At 68.8% G+C, this 14,509-nt stretch carries 14 protein-coding genes; 7 read left to right on the top strand and 7 right to left on the bottom strand.

Annotation, left to right across the window (positions count from 1 at the left end):
* Nucleotides 1-89: 89 nt before the first annotated feature.
* The 5 genes from ACGFSB_RS23795 to ACGFSB_RS23775 all read left to right on the top strand — a co-directional run bounded on the left by ACGFSB_RS23795 (nt 90) and on the right by ACGFSB_RS23775 (nt 5,833).
* Nucleotides 90-1,577, top strand: coding sequence for a rhamnulokinase family protein (locus tag ACGFSB_RS23795; protein ID WP_393402619.1), 1,488 nt, complete (start codon nt 90-92; stop codon nt 1,575-1,577).
* Nucleotides 1,578-1,655: 78 nt separating this feature from the next.
* Nucleotides 1,656-2,417 (top strand): (Fe-S)-binding protein, encoded by a 762-nt coding sequence (locus ACGFSB_RS23790; RefSeq protein WP_393402617.1) that lies wholly within the window; start codon nt 1,656-1,658, stop codon nt 2,415-2,417.
* Entirely contained in the window at nt 2,414-3,970 is a 1,557-nt protein-coding gene (locus tag ACGFSB_RS23785) for a LutB/LldF family L-lactate oxidation iron-sulfur protein (protein WP_393402615.1), read from the top strand. Before ACGFSB_RS23790 ends, ACGFSB_RS23785 begins: the two co-directional genes overlap by 4 nt.
* Nucleotides 3,967-4,665 (top strand): lactate utilization protein C, encoded by a 699-nt coding sequence (locus tag ACGFSB_RS23780; protein WP_393402612.1) that lies wholly within the window; start codon nt 3,967-3,969, stop codon nt 4,663-4,665. Before ACGFSB_RS23785 ends, ACGFSB_RS23780 begins: the two co-directional genes overlap by 4 nt.
* A gap of 4 nt (nt 4,666-4,669) precedes the next feature.
* Complete coding sequence (locus tag ACGFSB_RS23775; RefSeq protein WP_393402610.1) at nt 4,670-5,833, top strand: betaine/proline/choline family ABC transporter ATP-binding protein; 1,164 nt, start codon at nt 4,670-4,672, stop codon at nt 5,831-5,833.
* Nucleotides 5,834-5,850: 17 nt separating this feature from the next.
* On the opposite strand, the gene ACGFSB_RS23770 is transcribed toward ACGFSB_RS23775, so the two are convergent.
* From ACGFSB_RS23770 to ACGFSB_RS23760, 3 genes are read right to left on the bottom strand one after another with little or no spacing between them, the layout of a single operon-like run.
* A complete protein-coding gene (locus ACGFSB_RS23770; protein WP_393402608.1) occupies nt 5,851-6,804 on the bottom strand; it encodes an ABC transporter substrate-binding protein in 954 nt (317 codons plus the stop codon).
* Entirely contained in the window at nt 6,801-7,481 is a 681-nt protein-coding gene (locus ACGFSB_RS23765; protein ID WP_393402606.1) for an ABC transporter permease, read from the bottom strand. Before ACGFSB_RS23765 ends, ACGFSB_RS23770 begins: the two co-directional genes overlap by 4 nt.
* Nucleotides 7,478-8,158: an ABC transporter permease gene (locus ACGFSB_RS23760; RefSeq protein WP_393402603.1), complete on the bottom strand. Its 681-nt coding sequence runs from the start codon at nt 8,156-8,158 to the stop codon at nt 7,478-7,480. The genes ACGFSB_RS23765 and ACGFSB_RS23760 overlap by 4 nt, the downstream gene beginning before the upstream one ends.
* A gap of 137 nt (nt 8,159-8,295) precedes the next feature.
* Between ACGFSB_RS23760 and ACGFSB_RS23755 the strand changes: the two genes are divergently transcribed.
* Together ACGFSB_RS23755 and ACGFSB_RS23750 are read left to right on the top strand one after the other, a co-directional pair.
* Nucleotides 8,296-9,165 (top strand): LLM class flavin-dependent oxidoreductase, encoded by an 870-nt coding sequence (locus ACGFSB_RS23755; RefSeq protein WP_393402601.1) that lies wholly within the window; start codon nt 8,296-8,298, stop codon nt 9,163-9,165.
* A gap of 107 nt (nt 9,166-9,272) precedes the next feature.
* Nucleotides 9,273-9,719, top strand: a complete 447-nt coding sequence (locus ACGFSB_RS23750; RefSeq protein ID WP_393402599.1) for an SPW repeat protein — start codon at nt 9,273-9,275, stop codon at nt 9,717-9,719.
* A gap of 87 nt (nt 9,720-9,806) precedes the next feature.
* Here the strand turns inward: ACGFSB_RS23750 and ACGFSB_RS23745 are convergent, their stop codons facing one another.
* The 4 genes from ACGFSB_RS23745 to ACGFSB_RS23730 all read right to left on the bottom strand — a co-directional run bounded on the left by ACGFSB_RS23745 (nt 9,807) and on the right by ACGFSB_RS23730 (nt 14,470).
* Nucleotides 9,807-11,171, bottom strand: a complete 1,365-nt coding sequence (locus tag ACGFSB_RS23745) for a GH1 family beta-glucosidase (protein WP_393402597.1) — start codon at nt 11,169-11,171, stop codon at nt 9,807-9,809.
* Between the two features lie 44 nt (nt 11,172-11,215).
* The gene (locus tag ACGFSB_RS23740) at nt 11,216-12,094 is read right to left on the bottom strand and encodes a carbohydrate ABC transporter permease (protein ID WP_393402595.1); all 879 of its coding nucleotides are present in this window, start codon (nt 12,092-12,094) and stop codon (nt 11,216-11,218) included.
* On the bottom strand, nt 12,087-13,040 hold the full coding sequence (locus tag ACGFSB_RS23735) for a carbohydrate ABC transporter permease (RefSeq protein ID WP_393402593.1): 954 nt from the start codon (nt 13,038-13,040) through the stop codon (nt 12,087-12,089). Before ACGFSB_RS23735 ends, ACGFSB_RS23740 begins: the two co-directional genes overlap by 8 nt.
* A 110-nt stretch (nt 13,041-13,150) precedes the next feature.
* Entirely contained in the window at nt 13,151-14,470 is a 1,320-nt protein-coding gene (locus tag ACGFSB_RS23730) for an ABC transporter substrate-binding protein (RefSeq protein WP_393402590.1), read from the bottom strand.
* Nucleotides 14,471-14,509 lie beyond the last annotated feature (39 nt).

Genomic DNA, 14,509 nt, shown 5'->3' with positions numbered 1-14,509 from the left:
CCAACCCAAGTCACCAACTACCGCAAGCCCCATGCCCCACGCCCCATGCCCCATGCCCCATGTCCAGCCACAGCCCTCTGCGAGCGCCCATGCCCAAGGCCCACCACCTCTTCGCCGCGATCGACCTAGGCGCATCCAGCGGACGCGTCATGGTGGCCCAGGCAGGCCCCGACACTCTCACCCTCCAGGAGGCCCACCGCTTCCCCAACCGCCCGGTCCTCGCCGGCGGCACCCTGCACTGGGACATCCTCTCCCTCTACGCCGGGATCCTGGACGGTCTCCGCGCCACAGCCGACACCCCCCTCACCTCCATCGGCATCGACAGTTGGGCAGTCGACTACGGCCTGCTCGACGCGGACGGCGCCCTCCTGGGCAACCCGGTCCACTACCGGGACACCCGCACGGACGGCGTCGCCGCCAAAGCGTGGACGACCATGCCCGCCACCGAGCTCTACGCGAAGACAGGAGTCCAGTACGCCCCCTTCAACACCCTGTACCAACTCATGGCCGCCCAGAACTCCGCCCAACTGGCCGGCGCGAGCGACCTGTTGCTCATCCCCGACCTGCTGACGTACTGGCTGACGGGCGAACTCGGCACCGAGCTGACCAACGCGTCCACGACACAACTCCTCGACCCGGTCACCAAGAACTGGTCGCACGACATCGCGACACGGCTCGACATCGACCTGGAACTGTTCGCACCCCTCCGTCACCCCGGTGATCCAGCGGGACGCTTGCTCCCTCACGTACTAGAGGAGACCGGCCTCGCCACCCCCACCCCCCTGACAGTGGTCGCCTCGCACGACACCGCGTCAGCGATCGCCGCGGTCCCCGCCACAACGGAGAACTTCGCCTACATCTGCACCGGCACGTGGTCCCTGGCGGGCCTGGAACTGACCGCCCCCGTCCGCACCGAGGAGAGCCGCAGAGCCAACTTCACCAACGAGCTGGGCATAGACGGCACGGTCCGCTACCTGCGCAACATCATGGGCCTGTGGCTGCTCCAGGAGTGCCTACGCTCCTGGAACACCGGCACGGGCGAAGGCACCGGCTCCCTCGACCTGGAAACACTCCTGCGCGAAGCGGCCACCACTCCCGCCCTCCGCTCCCTCATCGACGCGGCCGACCCCGCCTTCCTGCCCCCCGGCGACATGCCGCACCGCATCGCCGAGGCCTGCCGGATCGCGGGCCAGCCCGTTCCCGCCACCCCCGCCGAGACGACCCGCTGCATCCTCGACTCGCTGGCGCTGGCCCACCGCCGAGCCATCGACGATGCCCAACGCCTCTCGGGGCGAGCTGTCGACGTCGTCCACATAGTCGGCGGCGGCGCCCGCAACGCGCTGCTCTGCCAACTGACAGCGGATGCCTGCGGACTACCGGTCGTCGCGGGCCCCCCGGAAGCGGCAGCGCTGGGCAACGTACTCGTGCAGGCACGAGCACACGGCCTCATCGGCGACCGCCATGCGATGCGCGCGCTCCTTGCCCGTACTCAGCACCTGACGCGGTACGAGCCGTCCCGCGGCCGAGCCGATCGGGCAGCGTGGGAGGAGGCGTCCCAACGCGTCCCCGCACCATGACTGCCCACCATGACTCCCGCAAAGCGCGCGGAGCGCATACGCTGCATCCATCCGATGATCGACAAGGAGGAACCCGCGATGCGTGTCGCTCTGTTCCTGACCTGTGTCAACGACACGCTCTATCCCGACACAGGCCGAGCGGTGGTGAAACTGCTGACCAGGCTAGGAGTTGAGGTCGACTTCCCGATGGCGCAGACCTGCTGCGGGCAGGCGCACTACAACACGGGTTACCGCCACCAAGCAGAGCCACTTGCTCGTCATTTCTCCGATGTTTTCGGCTCGGACGAGTACGACGCGATCGTGACGCCTTCCGGCTCGTGCGGTGCGATGGTCCGCGAGCTGTACCCCCGCATGGGCGAACGCGCCCACGCCGAGGGCCGAGGAGACGGCCTGGCGGCCACGCTGGCACCGGTCGTCCCCAAGACGTACGAGCTGACGGAGTTCCTGGTGGACATCCTCGGTGTGACGGACGTCGGGGCGTACTACCCGCACACGGTGACGTACCACCCGACCTGCCACGGACTGCGCAGCCTCGGCCTCGGCGACCGCCCCACACAGCTCCTCCGGGCGGTCAAGGGTCTTGAACTCGTGGAACTGCCGGGCGCTGACGAGTGCTGCGGTTTCGGCGGCACCTTCGCGATGAAGAACTCCGATGTCTCAGCGGCGATGGGCACGGACAAAGTACGCAACGCCGAGTCGACCGGTGCCGGGACACTGTGCGCGGCGGACAACTCCTGCCTGATGCACATCGGCGGCACGATGACCCGTCTCAAGAGCGGCGTACGCCCGGTCCACATCGCGAAGATTCTGGCGAGCACAGAAGAGGAGCCCCTCGCATGAGCAGCACGAGCGGCATGAGCGGCATGAGCGACACGAGCGGCACGTTCGTCGGAATGCCCGCCTTTCCGGAGGCGGCCCATGCGGCCGTGGGGAACAAGACTCTGCGCGCCAACCTCCGGCACGCCACCCACACCATCCGCGACAAGCGGGCGAAGGCCGTCTCCGAGCTCTCCGACTGGGCGCAGCTGCGCGAGGCGGGCAAGCGGATCAAGGACGAGACACTGCGCCATCTCGACCGCTACTTGGTCCAGTTGGAGGAGTCGGTCACGGCAGCGGGCGGCACCGTGCACTGGGCGACGGACGCCGACGAGGCGAACCGGATCGTCACGGAGCTCGTGAAGGCCACGGGCGGCAGCGACATCGAGAAGCATGAGGTCGTCAAGGTCAAGTCGATGGCCACGCAGGAGATCGGCCTCAACGAAGCGCTGGAGGCCGAGGGCATCCACGCGTACGAGACCGATCTCGCCGAACTCATCGTGCAGCTCGGCAAGGACCGCCCCTCACACATCCTCGTGCCCGCCATCCACCGTAACCGCGGCGAGATCCGCGAGATCTTCGCGCGTGAGATGGGCGAGTGGGGCCGCCCTGCCCCGGAGGGCCTCACGGACACCCCCGCCGAACTCGCCGAGGCCGCCCGGCTGCATCTCCGTGAAAAGTTCCTGCGGGCCAAGGTCGGTGTCTCCGGGGCGAACTTCATGGTCGCCGAGACGGGCACCATGGTCGTCGTCGAGTCGGAGGGCAACGGCCGTATGTGCCTCACGCTCCCCGAGACGCTGATCTCGGTCGTCGGCATCGAGAAGGTCGTGCCGACCTGGCGGGACCTGGAGGTCTTCCTCCAGACGCTCCCCCGCTCGTCGACGGCGGAGCGCATGAACCCGTACACGTCGATGTGGACGGGTACGACGGACCCCGACACGGCCGACGGCCCCCGCGACTTCCACCTCGTGCTCCTCGACAACGGCCGCACCGACACCCTCGCCGACGAGGTGGGCCGCCAGGCACTGCGCTGCATCCGCTGCTCGGCCTGCCTCAACGTCTGCCCGGTGTACGAGCGGGCCGGAGGCCACGCGTACGGCTCGGTCTACCCGGGTCCCATCGGAGCGATCCTCAGTCCCCAACTCCGCGGCACACAGAGTGAGATCGACGCCTCGCTCCCCTACGCGTCGTCGCTCTGCGGTGCCTGCTACGAGGTGTGTCCGGTAGCCATCGACATCCCCGAAGTCCTCGTTCATCTGCGGGAGCGCGTCGTCCAGGGCGGCCCGGTGATACGGCACGGCACGAAGGTGACGCTACGGCCCGCGAAGGGCCATGCCGCGGAGCGGGCGGCGATGCGGGCGGCGGGCTTGGCGTTCGCCCGCCCGGGGGCACTGCGGATGGGGCAGCGCCTCGCGTCAAAGACCCGGCGCCTTCATCCCCGCACGCTTCCCGGCCCCGGCCGGGCGTGGAGCGCGACGCGGGACCTGCCGAAGGTGCCGGCGGAGCCGTTCCGCGACTGGTGGCGGCGTACGAATGGCGGCCAGGCGGCGATGCCGGAGAAGGGCGACAAGCAGTGAGCAGCAGCAGGGACCAGATCCTGGGCCGAGTCCGGCGAGCGCTGGCCGACGTACACGACGAAGCACACGCCGACCCCCACGACGGCGAGAAGAAGGACGCCTACGACACCGCCGTCCCCCGCGACTACCTGCGCGAGCACGGCCACCGCACCACCGAGCAGACCATCGAGCTGCTGGCGGAGAACCTCGCCGACTACCGCGCGCTCGTGCACCGCTGCACGGCCGATGAGCTCCCTGAGCTGCTCACGCGCCTGCTCGCGGCACGGGGCGCGCGGACCGTGCTCGTACCGCCAGGGCTGCCGCCGCACTGGCTCGATGCCGCCGAAGCGACCCGTGTCGACGACTGTGCCGCGAGCACCCCGAGCGATCTTGACGAGGTCGACAGCGTCGTCACGGGGTGCGCGGTCGCCGTCGCCGAGACCGGCACGATCGTCCTGGACGGCGGCCCCGATCAGGGCCGTCGCCGCATCACGCTCGTCCCCGATCACCACATCTGTGTCGTGCGGGTCCCGGACCAGGTGGTTGCCTCCGTCCCGCAGGCACTCGAACGGCTCGACCCCGCCCGCCCGCTGACCTGGATCTCGGGACCGTCCGCCACCAGCGACATCGAACTGGACCGGGTGGAGGGCGTGCACGGCCCGCGCACTCTGGAGGTGGTGCTGGTGAGCGGAGTCCGAGGGCCGCAGCTAGCGTGAGTGCATGATCCGGTTCGAGCAGGTGAGCAAGCGCTATCCGGACGGCACGATGGCCGTGGACGGTCTCTCCTTCGAGGTCGCGCAGGGTGAACTGGTCACGCTCGTCGGACCGTCCGGGTGCGGCAAGACGACCACGATGATGATGGTGAACCGCCTCATCGAACCGACCGCGGGCCGCATCTTCGTGAACGGCGAGAACATCGCGGACGTCGACCCGGTCCAGCTGCGCCGCCGTATCGGCTATGTCATTCAGCAGGTGGGGCTCTTCCCGCACCGGACGATCCTCGACAACACGGCGACCGTGCCCGCGCTGGTCGGCTGGAAGAAGACGAAGGCGCGGGCACGGGCGGCCGAATTGCTCGACCTGGTGGGCCTCGACCCCAAGACGTACGGTCCCCGCTACCCCGAGCAGTTGTCCGGCGGCCAGCGCCAGCGTGTCGGCGTGGCGCGTGCGCTCGCCGCCGATCCGCCCGTGCTCCTCATGGACGAGCCGTTCGGGGCGGTCGACCCGGTGGTGCGGGAGCAGTTGCAGGACGAGTTCCTGCGGATGCAGGCGACGGTCCGCAAGACGGTGCTCCTGGTCACGCACGACATCGAGGAGGCCGTCAGGCTCGGTGACCGGATCGCGGTGTACGGGGAGGGGCGCATCGAGCAGTACGACACGCCCGGGGCGGTGCTCGGCACTCCGGCGACGCCCTACGTCGCCGAGTTCGTGGGCGCCGACCGGGGCCTGAAGCGGCTCTCGGTCACCGAGATCCAGCCGGACGACCTGGAGCAGCCGGTGGTGGTCCGGCCCGACGAGTCCGCCGCGCAGGCCGCCGCCCGGCTGCGCGAGCACGACGCCCGGTGGGCCGTCGTCCTGGACACGGGCGGGGATCTGCACGGCTGGGTCGGCGTCGACGAGGTGACCCGGGCCGGTGAGGGCGGCAGGGTCGGCGATCTGGCCCACCGTATGAACGCCTGGGTCAAGGTCGGCGCCCCGCTCAAGCAGGCCTTCGGCGTGATGCTCCAGCACGACGCGGGCTGGGTCGCGGTCCTCGACGGGGCGCGCTTCCTCGGCGTACTGACCCCGGCGAAACTGCACGAGGCCCTGCGCCGCTCGGTGGACGCGGACGCGCAGGGCGTGCCGCGGGACCAGGTGGAGTTCGACTCCGTGGCTGACGCCTGAGCCGCACCGAGGACTGGCTACAGCAGCCCCTTCTCCTCCAGAAAGGTCCGCGCGACGTCCTGCGGGAGGCGGCGCCAGCTGTCCACCTGTTCGTTCATGGCGGCCAGGTCCGCCGTCGTCAGTACCGAGTTGAGGCGGCCGAGCGCCTTCGCGACGCCCTCGCTGCCCGCGCGGGAGCGGTTGACGACCGGGACGATGTAGTCGGCGTTCTGGAGGTTCTTGTCGTCCTTCAGGAGGACGAGGCCGAAGTTGTCGAGGGTGGCATCCGTCGACGTCGTCAGGACCATCTGGTCCTGGCCGCTCTGCACGGCCTTCTTGGCCTGGGTCGTGCCCACGCCCTTGGGGTCGACGGAGGTGATGTCGATGCCGTAGACCTTCTTCAGGCCGGGTTCGCAGTACGGGCGTTGCACGCATTCGTCGCCCGCGGCGAGGCGAACTCGCAAGCCTGACTTCCCGAGGTCGCTCAATGTCTTCAGTCGGTGCTGCTGTGCGTAGGACGAGGTGACGGCGAACGCGTTCTGGTCGACGGCCTTGCCCGCGTCGAGGACGGTGAGACCGCGCGGAGTGGCGAGGCCGCGCAGGGATCGCATGGTGCCATCGAGGTCGGGTGAGCCGACCGGCGCCGCGTCCGCGCCGTTCTTCTTGGCGTTCAGCCAGTCCGCGAACGTCGCCGCGTACTCGGGCACGACGTCGATCTGTCCGGCTTCCAGGGCGGGTTCGTACAGCTCGCGATTGGCCACGGAGAGGATTTCCGTACCGTATCCGGCCTTCTTCAGGAGCAGGGAGTACATCTGGGCGAGCAGATCACTCTCGGTGAATCCCGCCGAGCCGATGACCAGGTGATGGCTGTCGCCGGGAGGTGCGGTGACCTCGCCCTGGGTTTCCAGGGACGGTCCCGACGCACAGCCGGACAGCAGCAGCGCGATCCCGGCCGCAGCAGCCGTCACGCCCCGTCCCGTGCACCGCCTCATCCGGTCCGCCCTCTCCCCCGCGCCCCTCCAGGGGCAAGCCGCTCACCGACCTCGAAGATCCCTTCCACCACCAGCGCGAACACCGCGACCAGCACGGCCCCCGCCACCACCTGGGGCGTACTCGCGAGGTTGAAGCCCGCCGTGATGATCCGGCCGAGGCCCCCGCCACCAGCGAGCGCCGCGATCGTGGCGGTGGCGACGAGCTGCACGGCGGCGATCCGCACCCCGCTCAGGACCAGCGGCATCGCGAGCGGCAGTTCGACCCGCCAGAGCATCTGCCGCCCCGTCATTCCCATGCCACGCGCGGCCTGCACGACGCTGCGGTCGACGCCGCGCATCCCGACGTACGCGTTGGTGAGCAGCGGTGGCACGGCGAAGAGGACCAGGGCCACGACCGTCGGCCCCTCGCCCCAGCGTCCGATCGGTGTGAGGAGCAGCAGGACGAGGACCGCGAAGGTCGGCACCGCGCGGCCGATGTTGGAGATGTTGACCGCGAGCGCACCGCCCCTGCCGAGATGGCCGAGGACGAGCGCGACCGGCAGCGCGATCAGACAGCTCAGGAGCAGGCACACCACCGTGAGGACGAGGTGCTGGGTGAGCCGGTGCCAGATGCCGTCGTCGCCCGCCCAGTGCGCCGAGTCCGTGAGCCACTGCCAGGCATCGCTGATGGTGTTCATGAGCGGACCGCCCTCGTCCACGGAGTGAGGATCCGCTGCACGCCCAGGAGCAGCAGATCGGCAAGCACGGCGATGACGACACACAGTACGGATGCGGTCAGGACCTGTGCCTTGAAGTACGTGTTCATGCCCGCGTAGATGAGGTTGCCGAGCCCGCCGAAGCCGACGATCGCGCCGACCGTGACGAGGGAGACCGCGGAGACGGTGGCGATGCGCAGGCCCGCCATCGCGGCGGGCAGGGCGAGCGGCAGTTCGACGGTGAGCAGGAGCCGGATCGGCCCGTAGCCCATGCCTCGGGCGGCCTGCCGGGTGTCCTCGGGGACGGCGCGCAGACCGGCCAGGATGTTGCGGACGAGCAGGGTGAGCGAATACAGGACGAGTCCCGCGACCACCAGGGACGCGGACAGGCCGTACATGGGAAGCAGCAGCGAGAACATCGCGAGCGACGGGATCGTGTAGAGGATGGTGGTGACGCCGAGGACCGGTCCCGCCGCAAGGGCCCAGCGGCGGGCCACCACGGCCAGCGGCACGGCGATGACGAGCGCGATCAGGACGGAGACCGCGGTCAGCTCCAGATGCTGGAGCACCGCGTCGAGGATGATCTGACGGCGGGTGCTCAGATACTCACCGCAGATCCACTCGTTGCGCGCGAGGCAGTCGTCCGGGGGCGCGGTCACCTGTCCATTCCAGCGGCCAAGGGTGGGGGACGGCGCGTTCTGGTCCCCCGTACGGGCGACGATCCGGCCGTGCCGGTCAGCCTGTCGGGGCCATCAACCCTGTTGCCGCGCCTGTCCCAGCGAGGGACCATGCCGGGATGCGATTCTCGATCAACCTTCCCAACTTCGGTGACTTCGCCGATCCCAGGACTGTGGCCAAGGTCGCCGTGGCAGCCGAACAGGCGGGCTGGGACGCGGTGTTCGTCTGGGATCACGTCGTGCACGACAAGCGCCAGCGTCAGGGGCAGCCCTTCGGGGACCCCTGGATGCTGCTCACCGCCGCCGCGTTGGCGACTTCCCGGATCGGGCTCGGCACGCTGGTCACGCCGGTTGGCCGACGGCGCCCGCACCAACTGGCCCGCCAGGTGGCCACCCTGGACGCCCTCAGCGGCGGGCGGGTGATCTTCGGTACGGGGCTCGGCGGTCCGATCGACGACGAGTACGGCAGCTTCGGCGAGCCCACCGACCCGGTCGTGCTCGCCGAGCGCCTGGACGAGGGCCTCGACCTGATGCGGCGCTACTGGTCGGGCGAACCGGTGAACCACGAGGGGCGCCACTACCAGGTCCGGGACGTGACCTTGCTGCCCGCCACGGTGCGACGCCCGCACCCTCCTGTGTGGGTCGGCGGATTCTGGCCGCGCCGTCCCCCGATGCGCCGGGCCGCCCGCTGGGACGGCGCGGTCCCGTTGTTCACCGACGCCCTGCATGGACAGGCGCCGCCCGTCGACCAGGTCCGCGACCTGGTCACCTACGTCCACAAGCACCGCGAGGCCCCGCGGTCGAGCCCTTTCGAGATCGTCCTGGGCGGGGCGAGCCCTGCCGACAACGCCAAGGCTCACGACCTGATCGGGCCGCTGATCGACGCCGGTGCCACCTGGTGGGACGAGCGGCAGCTCCAGACCAGCGACGACCTCCACCGGCTCGCACCGGTGCTGCGCCGCGTCGAGCAGGGCCCGCCCACCTTCTGACATCTCCTTCAACTACACATAAAGGAAAAATAAGAGCAGAATGGATATGCGCGACATCACGCCGCGCGGCGTGACCAGGCCTGCATGAATCAGAGGAGACGAGTCTCATGGCCGACGTCTCACACAGGGGAGACATAGCCGCTCACCCTGACGTATCCGAAATGCGGGATCGGTACGCCCGCGTACTCGGTGGACGCGATGTGGCACTCGTGGACGGTCCTGTGTTCCTCACAGGCCTGTTCTGTGCCATCTCCCCCTGGGTGGTCCACTTCACCGGAAGCCAGCCCGTCCTCACGACGCACAACCTCATCATGGGCATCGCGATCGGCCTGCTCGGCCTCGGGTTCACCGTCGCACCGGCCAGGATGTACGGCCTGAGCTGGGCCATGTGCGCCATGGGTGTATGGATGATCGTCTCGCCGTGGGTCGTCGGCGACAGCCCTGACACGGGCGTCATCCTCACCAACATCATCATCGGCGGCCTCACCTTCCTGCTGGGGCTCGCATGCACCGGAGCGGCGGCGAAGGAGAGCCGGAAGGCGGATTCGACCTGACGGAGAAGGACTGCGGCGGCCCCCGGATCGGCGGAGAGCCGGGAGCCGCCGCCGGCAGTACAGCGCCGTGGACCGCGTAAGGCCGTGTCAGGCGGCGCGTTCCACGCGCCCCCGGTGGCCGCGGATGATGTCGGCGTACCGGTGGCCGCTGCCCTTGATGGTGCGGCGCTGCGTCGCGTAGTCGACGTGGACGAGGCCGAACCGCTTGTGGTAGCCGTAGGCCCACTCGAAGTTGTCGAGCAGCGACCACGCGTAGTACCCGGCGAGCGGCGCCCCTTTGCGTGCTGCGCTCGCGCAGGCGGCGAGATGCCGGATCAGGTAGTCGGTGCGCTCCGGGTCGTCGACGGTTCCGTCGGGTCGTACGACGTCGGGGTAGGACGAGCCGTTCTCGGTGACGTACAGCTTGCGCGCCCCGTACTCGTTCGTGAGGCGCAGCAGGAGTGTCTCGATGCCGTTCGCGTCGATCTCCCAGTCCATGCCGGTGCGGGGCACCCCGTCTCGGCGCACTTGGTGGGCGTGCGGCGCGGGTCCCGCGGGATCGTCGGAGACCACGGCCGGGAAGTAGTAGTTCAGGCCGAGCCAGTCGAGCGGCTGCGCGATCGTCGCCAAGTCGCCCGCGCGCTCGGGGAGTTCGACCCCGTAGACCTCACGCATGTCGTCGGGGAAGCCGCGGCCGTGGACCGGGTCCAGCCACCAGCGGTTGGTGTGGCCGTCGACGCGTCGGGCGGCCGCGATGTCCTCGGGGCGGTCGCTCGCGGGCTCGACCGTGGAGAGGTTGTTGACGATGCCGACCTGCGCGCCGGGCACCGCGGCGCGGATCGCCTGGGTGGCGAGGCCGTGCCCGAGCAGCAGGTGGTAGGACGCGCGTACGGCGGCGGTCAGGTCGGTCAGGCCCGGTGCCATCCGGCCTTCGAGGTGGCCGATCCAGGCCGAGCAGAGGGGTTCGTTGAGTGTGGCCCACTGGGTGACGCGGTCGCCGAAGCGCGCGGCGGCGACGGACGCGTACGCGGCGAAGTGCTCGGCCGTCTCGCGCTCGGGCCAGCCGCCGCGGTCCTGGAGGACTTGCGGCAGGTCCCAGTGGTAGAGGGTCACGGAGGGGGTGATGCCCGCTTCGAGCAACCCGTCGATCAACTGGTCGTAGAAGTCAAGGCCCTTGGCGTTGGACGGCCCGTCTCCGCCGGGCACGACGCGCGGCCAGGCGAGGGACAACCGGTAGGCGTCGGTGCCCAGTTGCTTCATCAGCGCGATGTCCTCGCGCCAGCGGTGGTAGTGGTCGCAGGCGAGGTCGCCGTGGTCGTCGTTGTCGATCTTTCCGGGGGTGTGCGAGAAGGTGTCCCAGATCGAAGGGGAACGGCCGTCCTCGGTGACGGCTCCTTCTATCTGGTACGCCGATGTGGCCGTGCCCCACGCGAAATCGTGCGGGAGTGCGGCGAGGTCGATGAGCTCGGACACGGACGTCCTCTCAGACGTAAGGGGATCAGGCAGAAGGGGAGGGATCACTTGACGGCTCCGGCGGTGAGACCGGCGACCAGATAGCGCTGGAGCAGGAGGAACCCGGCGACCACAGGCACGCTCACGACCAGCGAGGCGGCCATGATCTGGTTCCAGTAGACGTCGTTCTGGGTGGAGTAACCCTGGAGGCCGATGGCGAGGGTGCGGGTGGCGTCGTTCGTCATGACCGACGCGAAGAGCACTTCCCCCCACGCGGTCATGAACGCGTAGACGGCGACCGCGACGATGCCGGGGATCGCGGTCGGCACGACCACCCGGAAGAGCGCACCGAGCGGCCCGCAGCCGTCGACGAGCGCCGCCTCGTCAAGGTCGCGCGGCACCGAGTCGAAGTACCCGATCAGCATCCAGATCGAGAACGGCAGCGAGAAGGTCAGATAGGTGAGGATGAGTCCGGCCCGCGAGCCGAACAGGGCGATCCCCGTGGCGTTGCCGATGTTGACGTACATGAGGAACAGCGGAAGCAGGAACAGGATGCCGGGGAACATCTGGGTGGACAGGACCGTCACCGTGAAGACGCGCTTGCCGCGGAACTGGTAGCGGCTGACGGCATAGGCGGCGAAGACGGCGATCACCACCGAGCAGACCGTGGCAGCGCCCGCCACGATCAGCGAGTTCATGAAGTACTTCGCCAGCGGGACGGTCTTCCAGATGTCGATGTACGGGCGGACCGTGAGCCCGCTCGGCATCCAGCGGAACTTGCCCGACACGTCCTCGAGGGGCTTCAGCGAGCTGGACACCATCACGAATACGGGAAGCAGCACGAAGCCCGTGAGCAGGGTCAGGAAGATCCTCCGTGACCAGAGGAACGAGCGGGGCGCCGCCATCGGCGACCGGGGCCGCGCCGCGGTGTGGGTCCTAGGCATCGGCGGACTTCCTCTCGCGTGACGTGACCCGCAGATAGACGCCCGTCACCGCGAGCAGGAACAGGAGCAGCAGGACCGACATGGCGGAGCCGGTGCCGAAGTTCCAGGTGGCGAACGAGGATTGGTAGATGTGGATCGAGATCAGGTCCGCCGCTTCGGGTGCCGACCGGCCGAACAGGACGTACGGCGTGTTGAAGTCGTTGAACGTCCACAGAAACAGGACGAGCACGAGGACCTGGTTGACGGGCCGCAAGGACGGCAGGGTGATGCGGCGGATCTGCTGCCACACTCCCGCCCCGTCGAGGGCTGCCGCCTCGTACATCTCTCTGGGGATGTTCTGCAGCCCGGCCATCATGATGAGGAAAGCGAAGGGCCAGCCCTTCCACACGGACACGGTCAGCAGCGCGACGAAACTGTTGTCACCGATGAGCCAGAACGGGGCACTGTCGGTGAGGCCGAGCTGTTCGTGCAGCACGTGGTTGATCAGGCCGTTGTCACGCTGGAACATGAAGCCCCAGGTGATCACGGCGGCGTACACGGGCAGTGCGTACGGGACGAGGAAGAGCGCCCGGAGGAAGCCCCGTCCCTTGAACGCCTCTTGCAGGTAGATCGCTGCCGCCGTCCCGATCAGCCAGCAGAGGCCGACCGAGAGCAGCGTGAAGACGCAGGTGACGAGGAACGAGTGCAGCAGCGCCTCGCCCACCGGTGCGTCGAAGTCGACCGAGACCTTGTAGTTGTCCAGGCCCGACCAGGGGGCGGCGCCCCAGTCGCGGATGAAGAACTGGGTGAGCTCCTTGAAGCTCATCACGACGCCGATGACGATCGGCAGGAGATGGACGAGGAGTTCGAGGAGGAGGGCGGGCAGGAGCAGGAGGTACGGGAGGCCGATGCGGCGCAGCCGTCCGGGGCGGCGGCGCTGGCCCGGCTGTGTCTCCGGGGCGTTCACGGACGGCTCCTTGGCATCCTGAACAGTGGTCGTAGTCCCAGTGGCCGTAGTCCCAGTGGTCACAGTTGCCCCAACAGTCCCAGCAGTCCCAGTTGTCACGGTCGTATCACTCACTGCTGGGACATCTGCAGCTGAGCCTTGACCAGTTCGGCCTTCACCGACGCGGTGGTCACCTCACCGCCATCCGCGGCGTCCGCGAAGAGATTCTTGACGGCGGTGCCGACCCCTGTCTCGAACTGCGACTCGTTGGCCACCTGAGGAAGGGGCGCGGCGCTCTTGGCGAGGGTGTCGCGCAGGACCTTCAGCTCGGGGCGGTCGAAGGCGGCGTCCTCCTGTGCGGCCTTGACGGGCGGGACCGAGCCGTAGGACTTGCAGAGGATCTTCTGTTCCGCGTCGCTCGTCATGAACTTCATGAACTTGAGCGAGCCGTCGATGTTCTTGGTGTTCTTGAAGACGGCCATGTTGATCCCGGCGACCATCGAGTTGGTGGCCTTGCCCGCGCCCGGCGTGCCGGACTCCACCGGAACGGGCGCCACGCCCCACTCGTCGTCGCCCATGCCCTGCGACTTGAAGGTGGTGGCGGCGGCCTGCCACAGCACCATCGCCGTCTTGTCCTTGGCGAAGTCGCTCAGGGACTGGTTCTGCGCGTACTCGGCGTTGCCCGGGGCAACGATCTTGTCCTTCGCCATCATGTCGACGTACTGCTTCACGGCAGCGACCGCGCCGTCGGAGGTGAAGTCGGGCTTGCCGTCCTTGGTGAAGAAGTCGGCGCCGTGCTGCTTGCCGAGGGCGAAGACCTGGTGGATGTTGTTGGCGAGGTTCGCGCCCTCCGCGCCCAGGGCCCATTTACCGCCCTTGGAGATCTTCTTGCCGTCCTCGACAAGCTCGTCCCAGGTGGCGGGCGGCTTCTCCACCCCGGCCTCCTTGAACATCTTTTTGTTGTAGTAGAGGGCGTACGCCATCGAATACAACGGCACGGCGGCCGGGTCCTTGTCGGGCGCTCCGGCCGAGCCGAGCGCGGACTCCACGAACCGGTCCTTGCCGCCGATCTTGGCGAAGTTCTTCTCGTCCCAGGGCAACAGGGCGCCACTGGCCTGCAGTGACGCGCTCCAGGTGTTGCCGATGTTCAGGACGTCGGGGCCCTGCCCCGAGGTCGTCGCGGTCAGGATCCGGTTGAGCAGTTCCGACCAGGGGATGACCTCGAGCTTCACCTTGATCCCCGTCTGCTTCTCGAACTTGGCGAGTTCGGGCTTGAGGATCTTCTTGTCCGCCTCGAGGTTGGGTCCTTGGTTCGACGCCCAGTACGTCAGGGTCTTCGGCGAGTCGTTGGACCCCGCACCGCCCGTCGTCGAACCACCGCCGCAGGCGGACGCGGTGAGGGCGAGCGAGAGGGTGGCGGCGCCGACGGCGGCGGCTCGGAATCTGCGCATGGCTCCAGGTGTCCCTTCCGGAGGGAGTCATGGGGCGGA

Origin of the sequence: Streptomyces sp. NPDC048441 (genome assembly GCF_043200235.1) — a bacterium.
GTDB lineage: Bacteria > Actinomycetota > Actinomycetes > Streptomycetales > Streptomycetaceae > Streptomyces.
The sequence above is the reverse complement of the archived record's forward strand: the minus strand, read 5'-3'. Positions and strand labels throughout refer to the sequence as shown.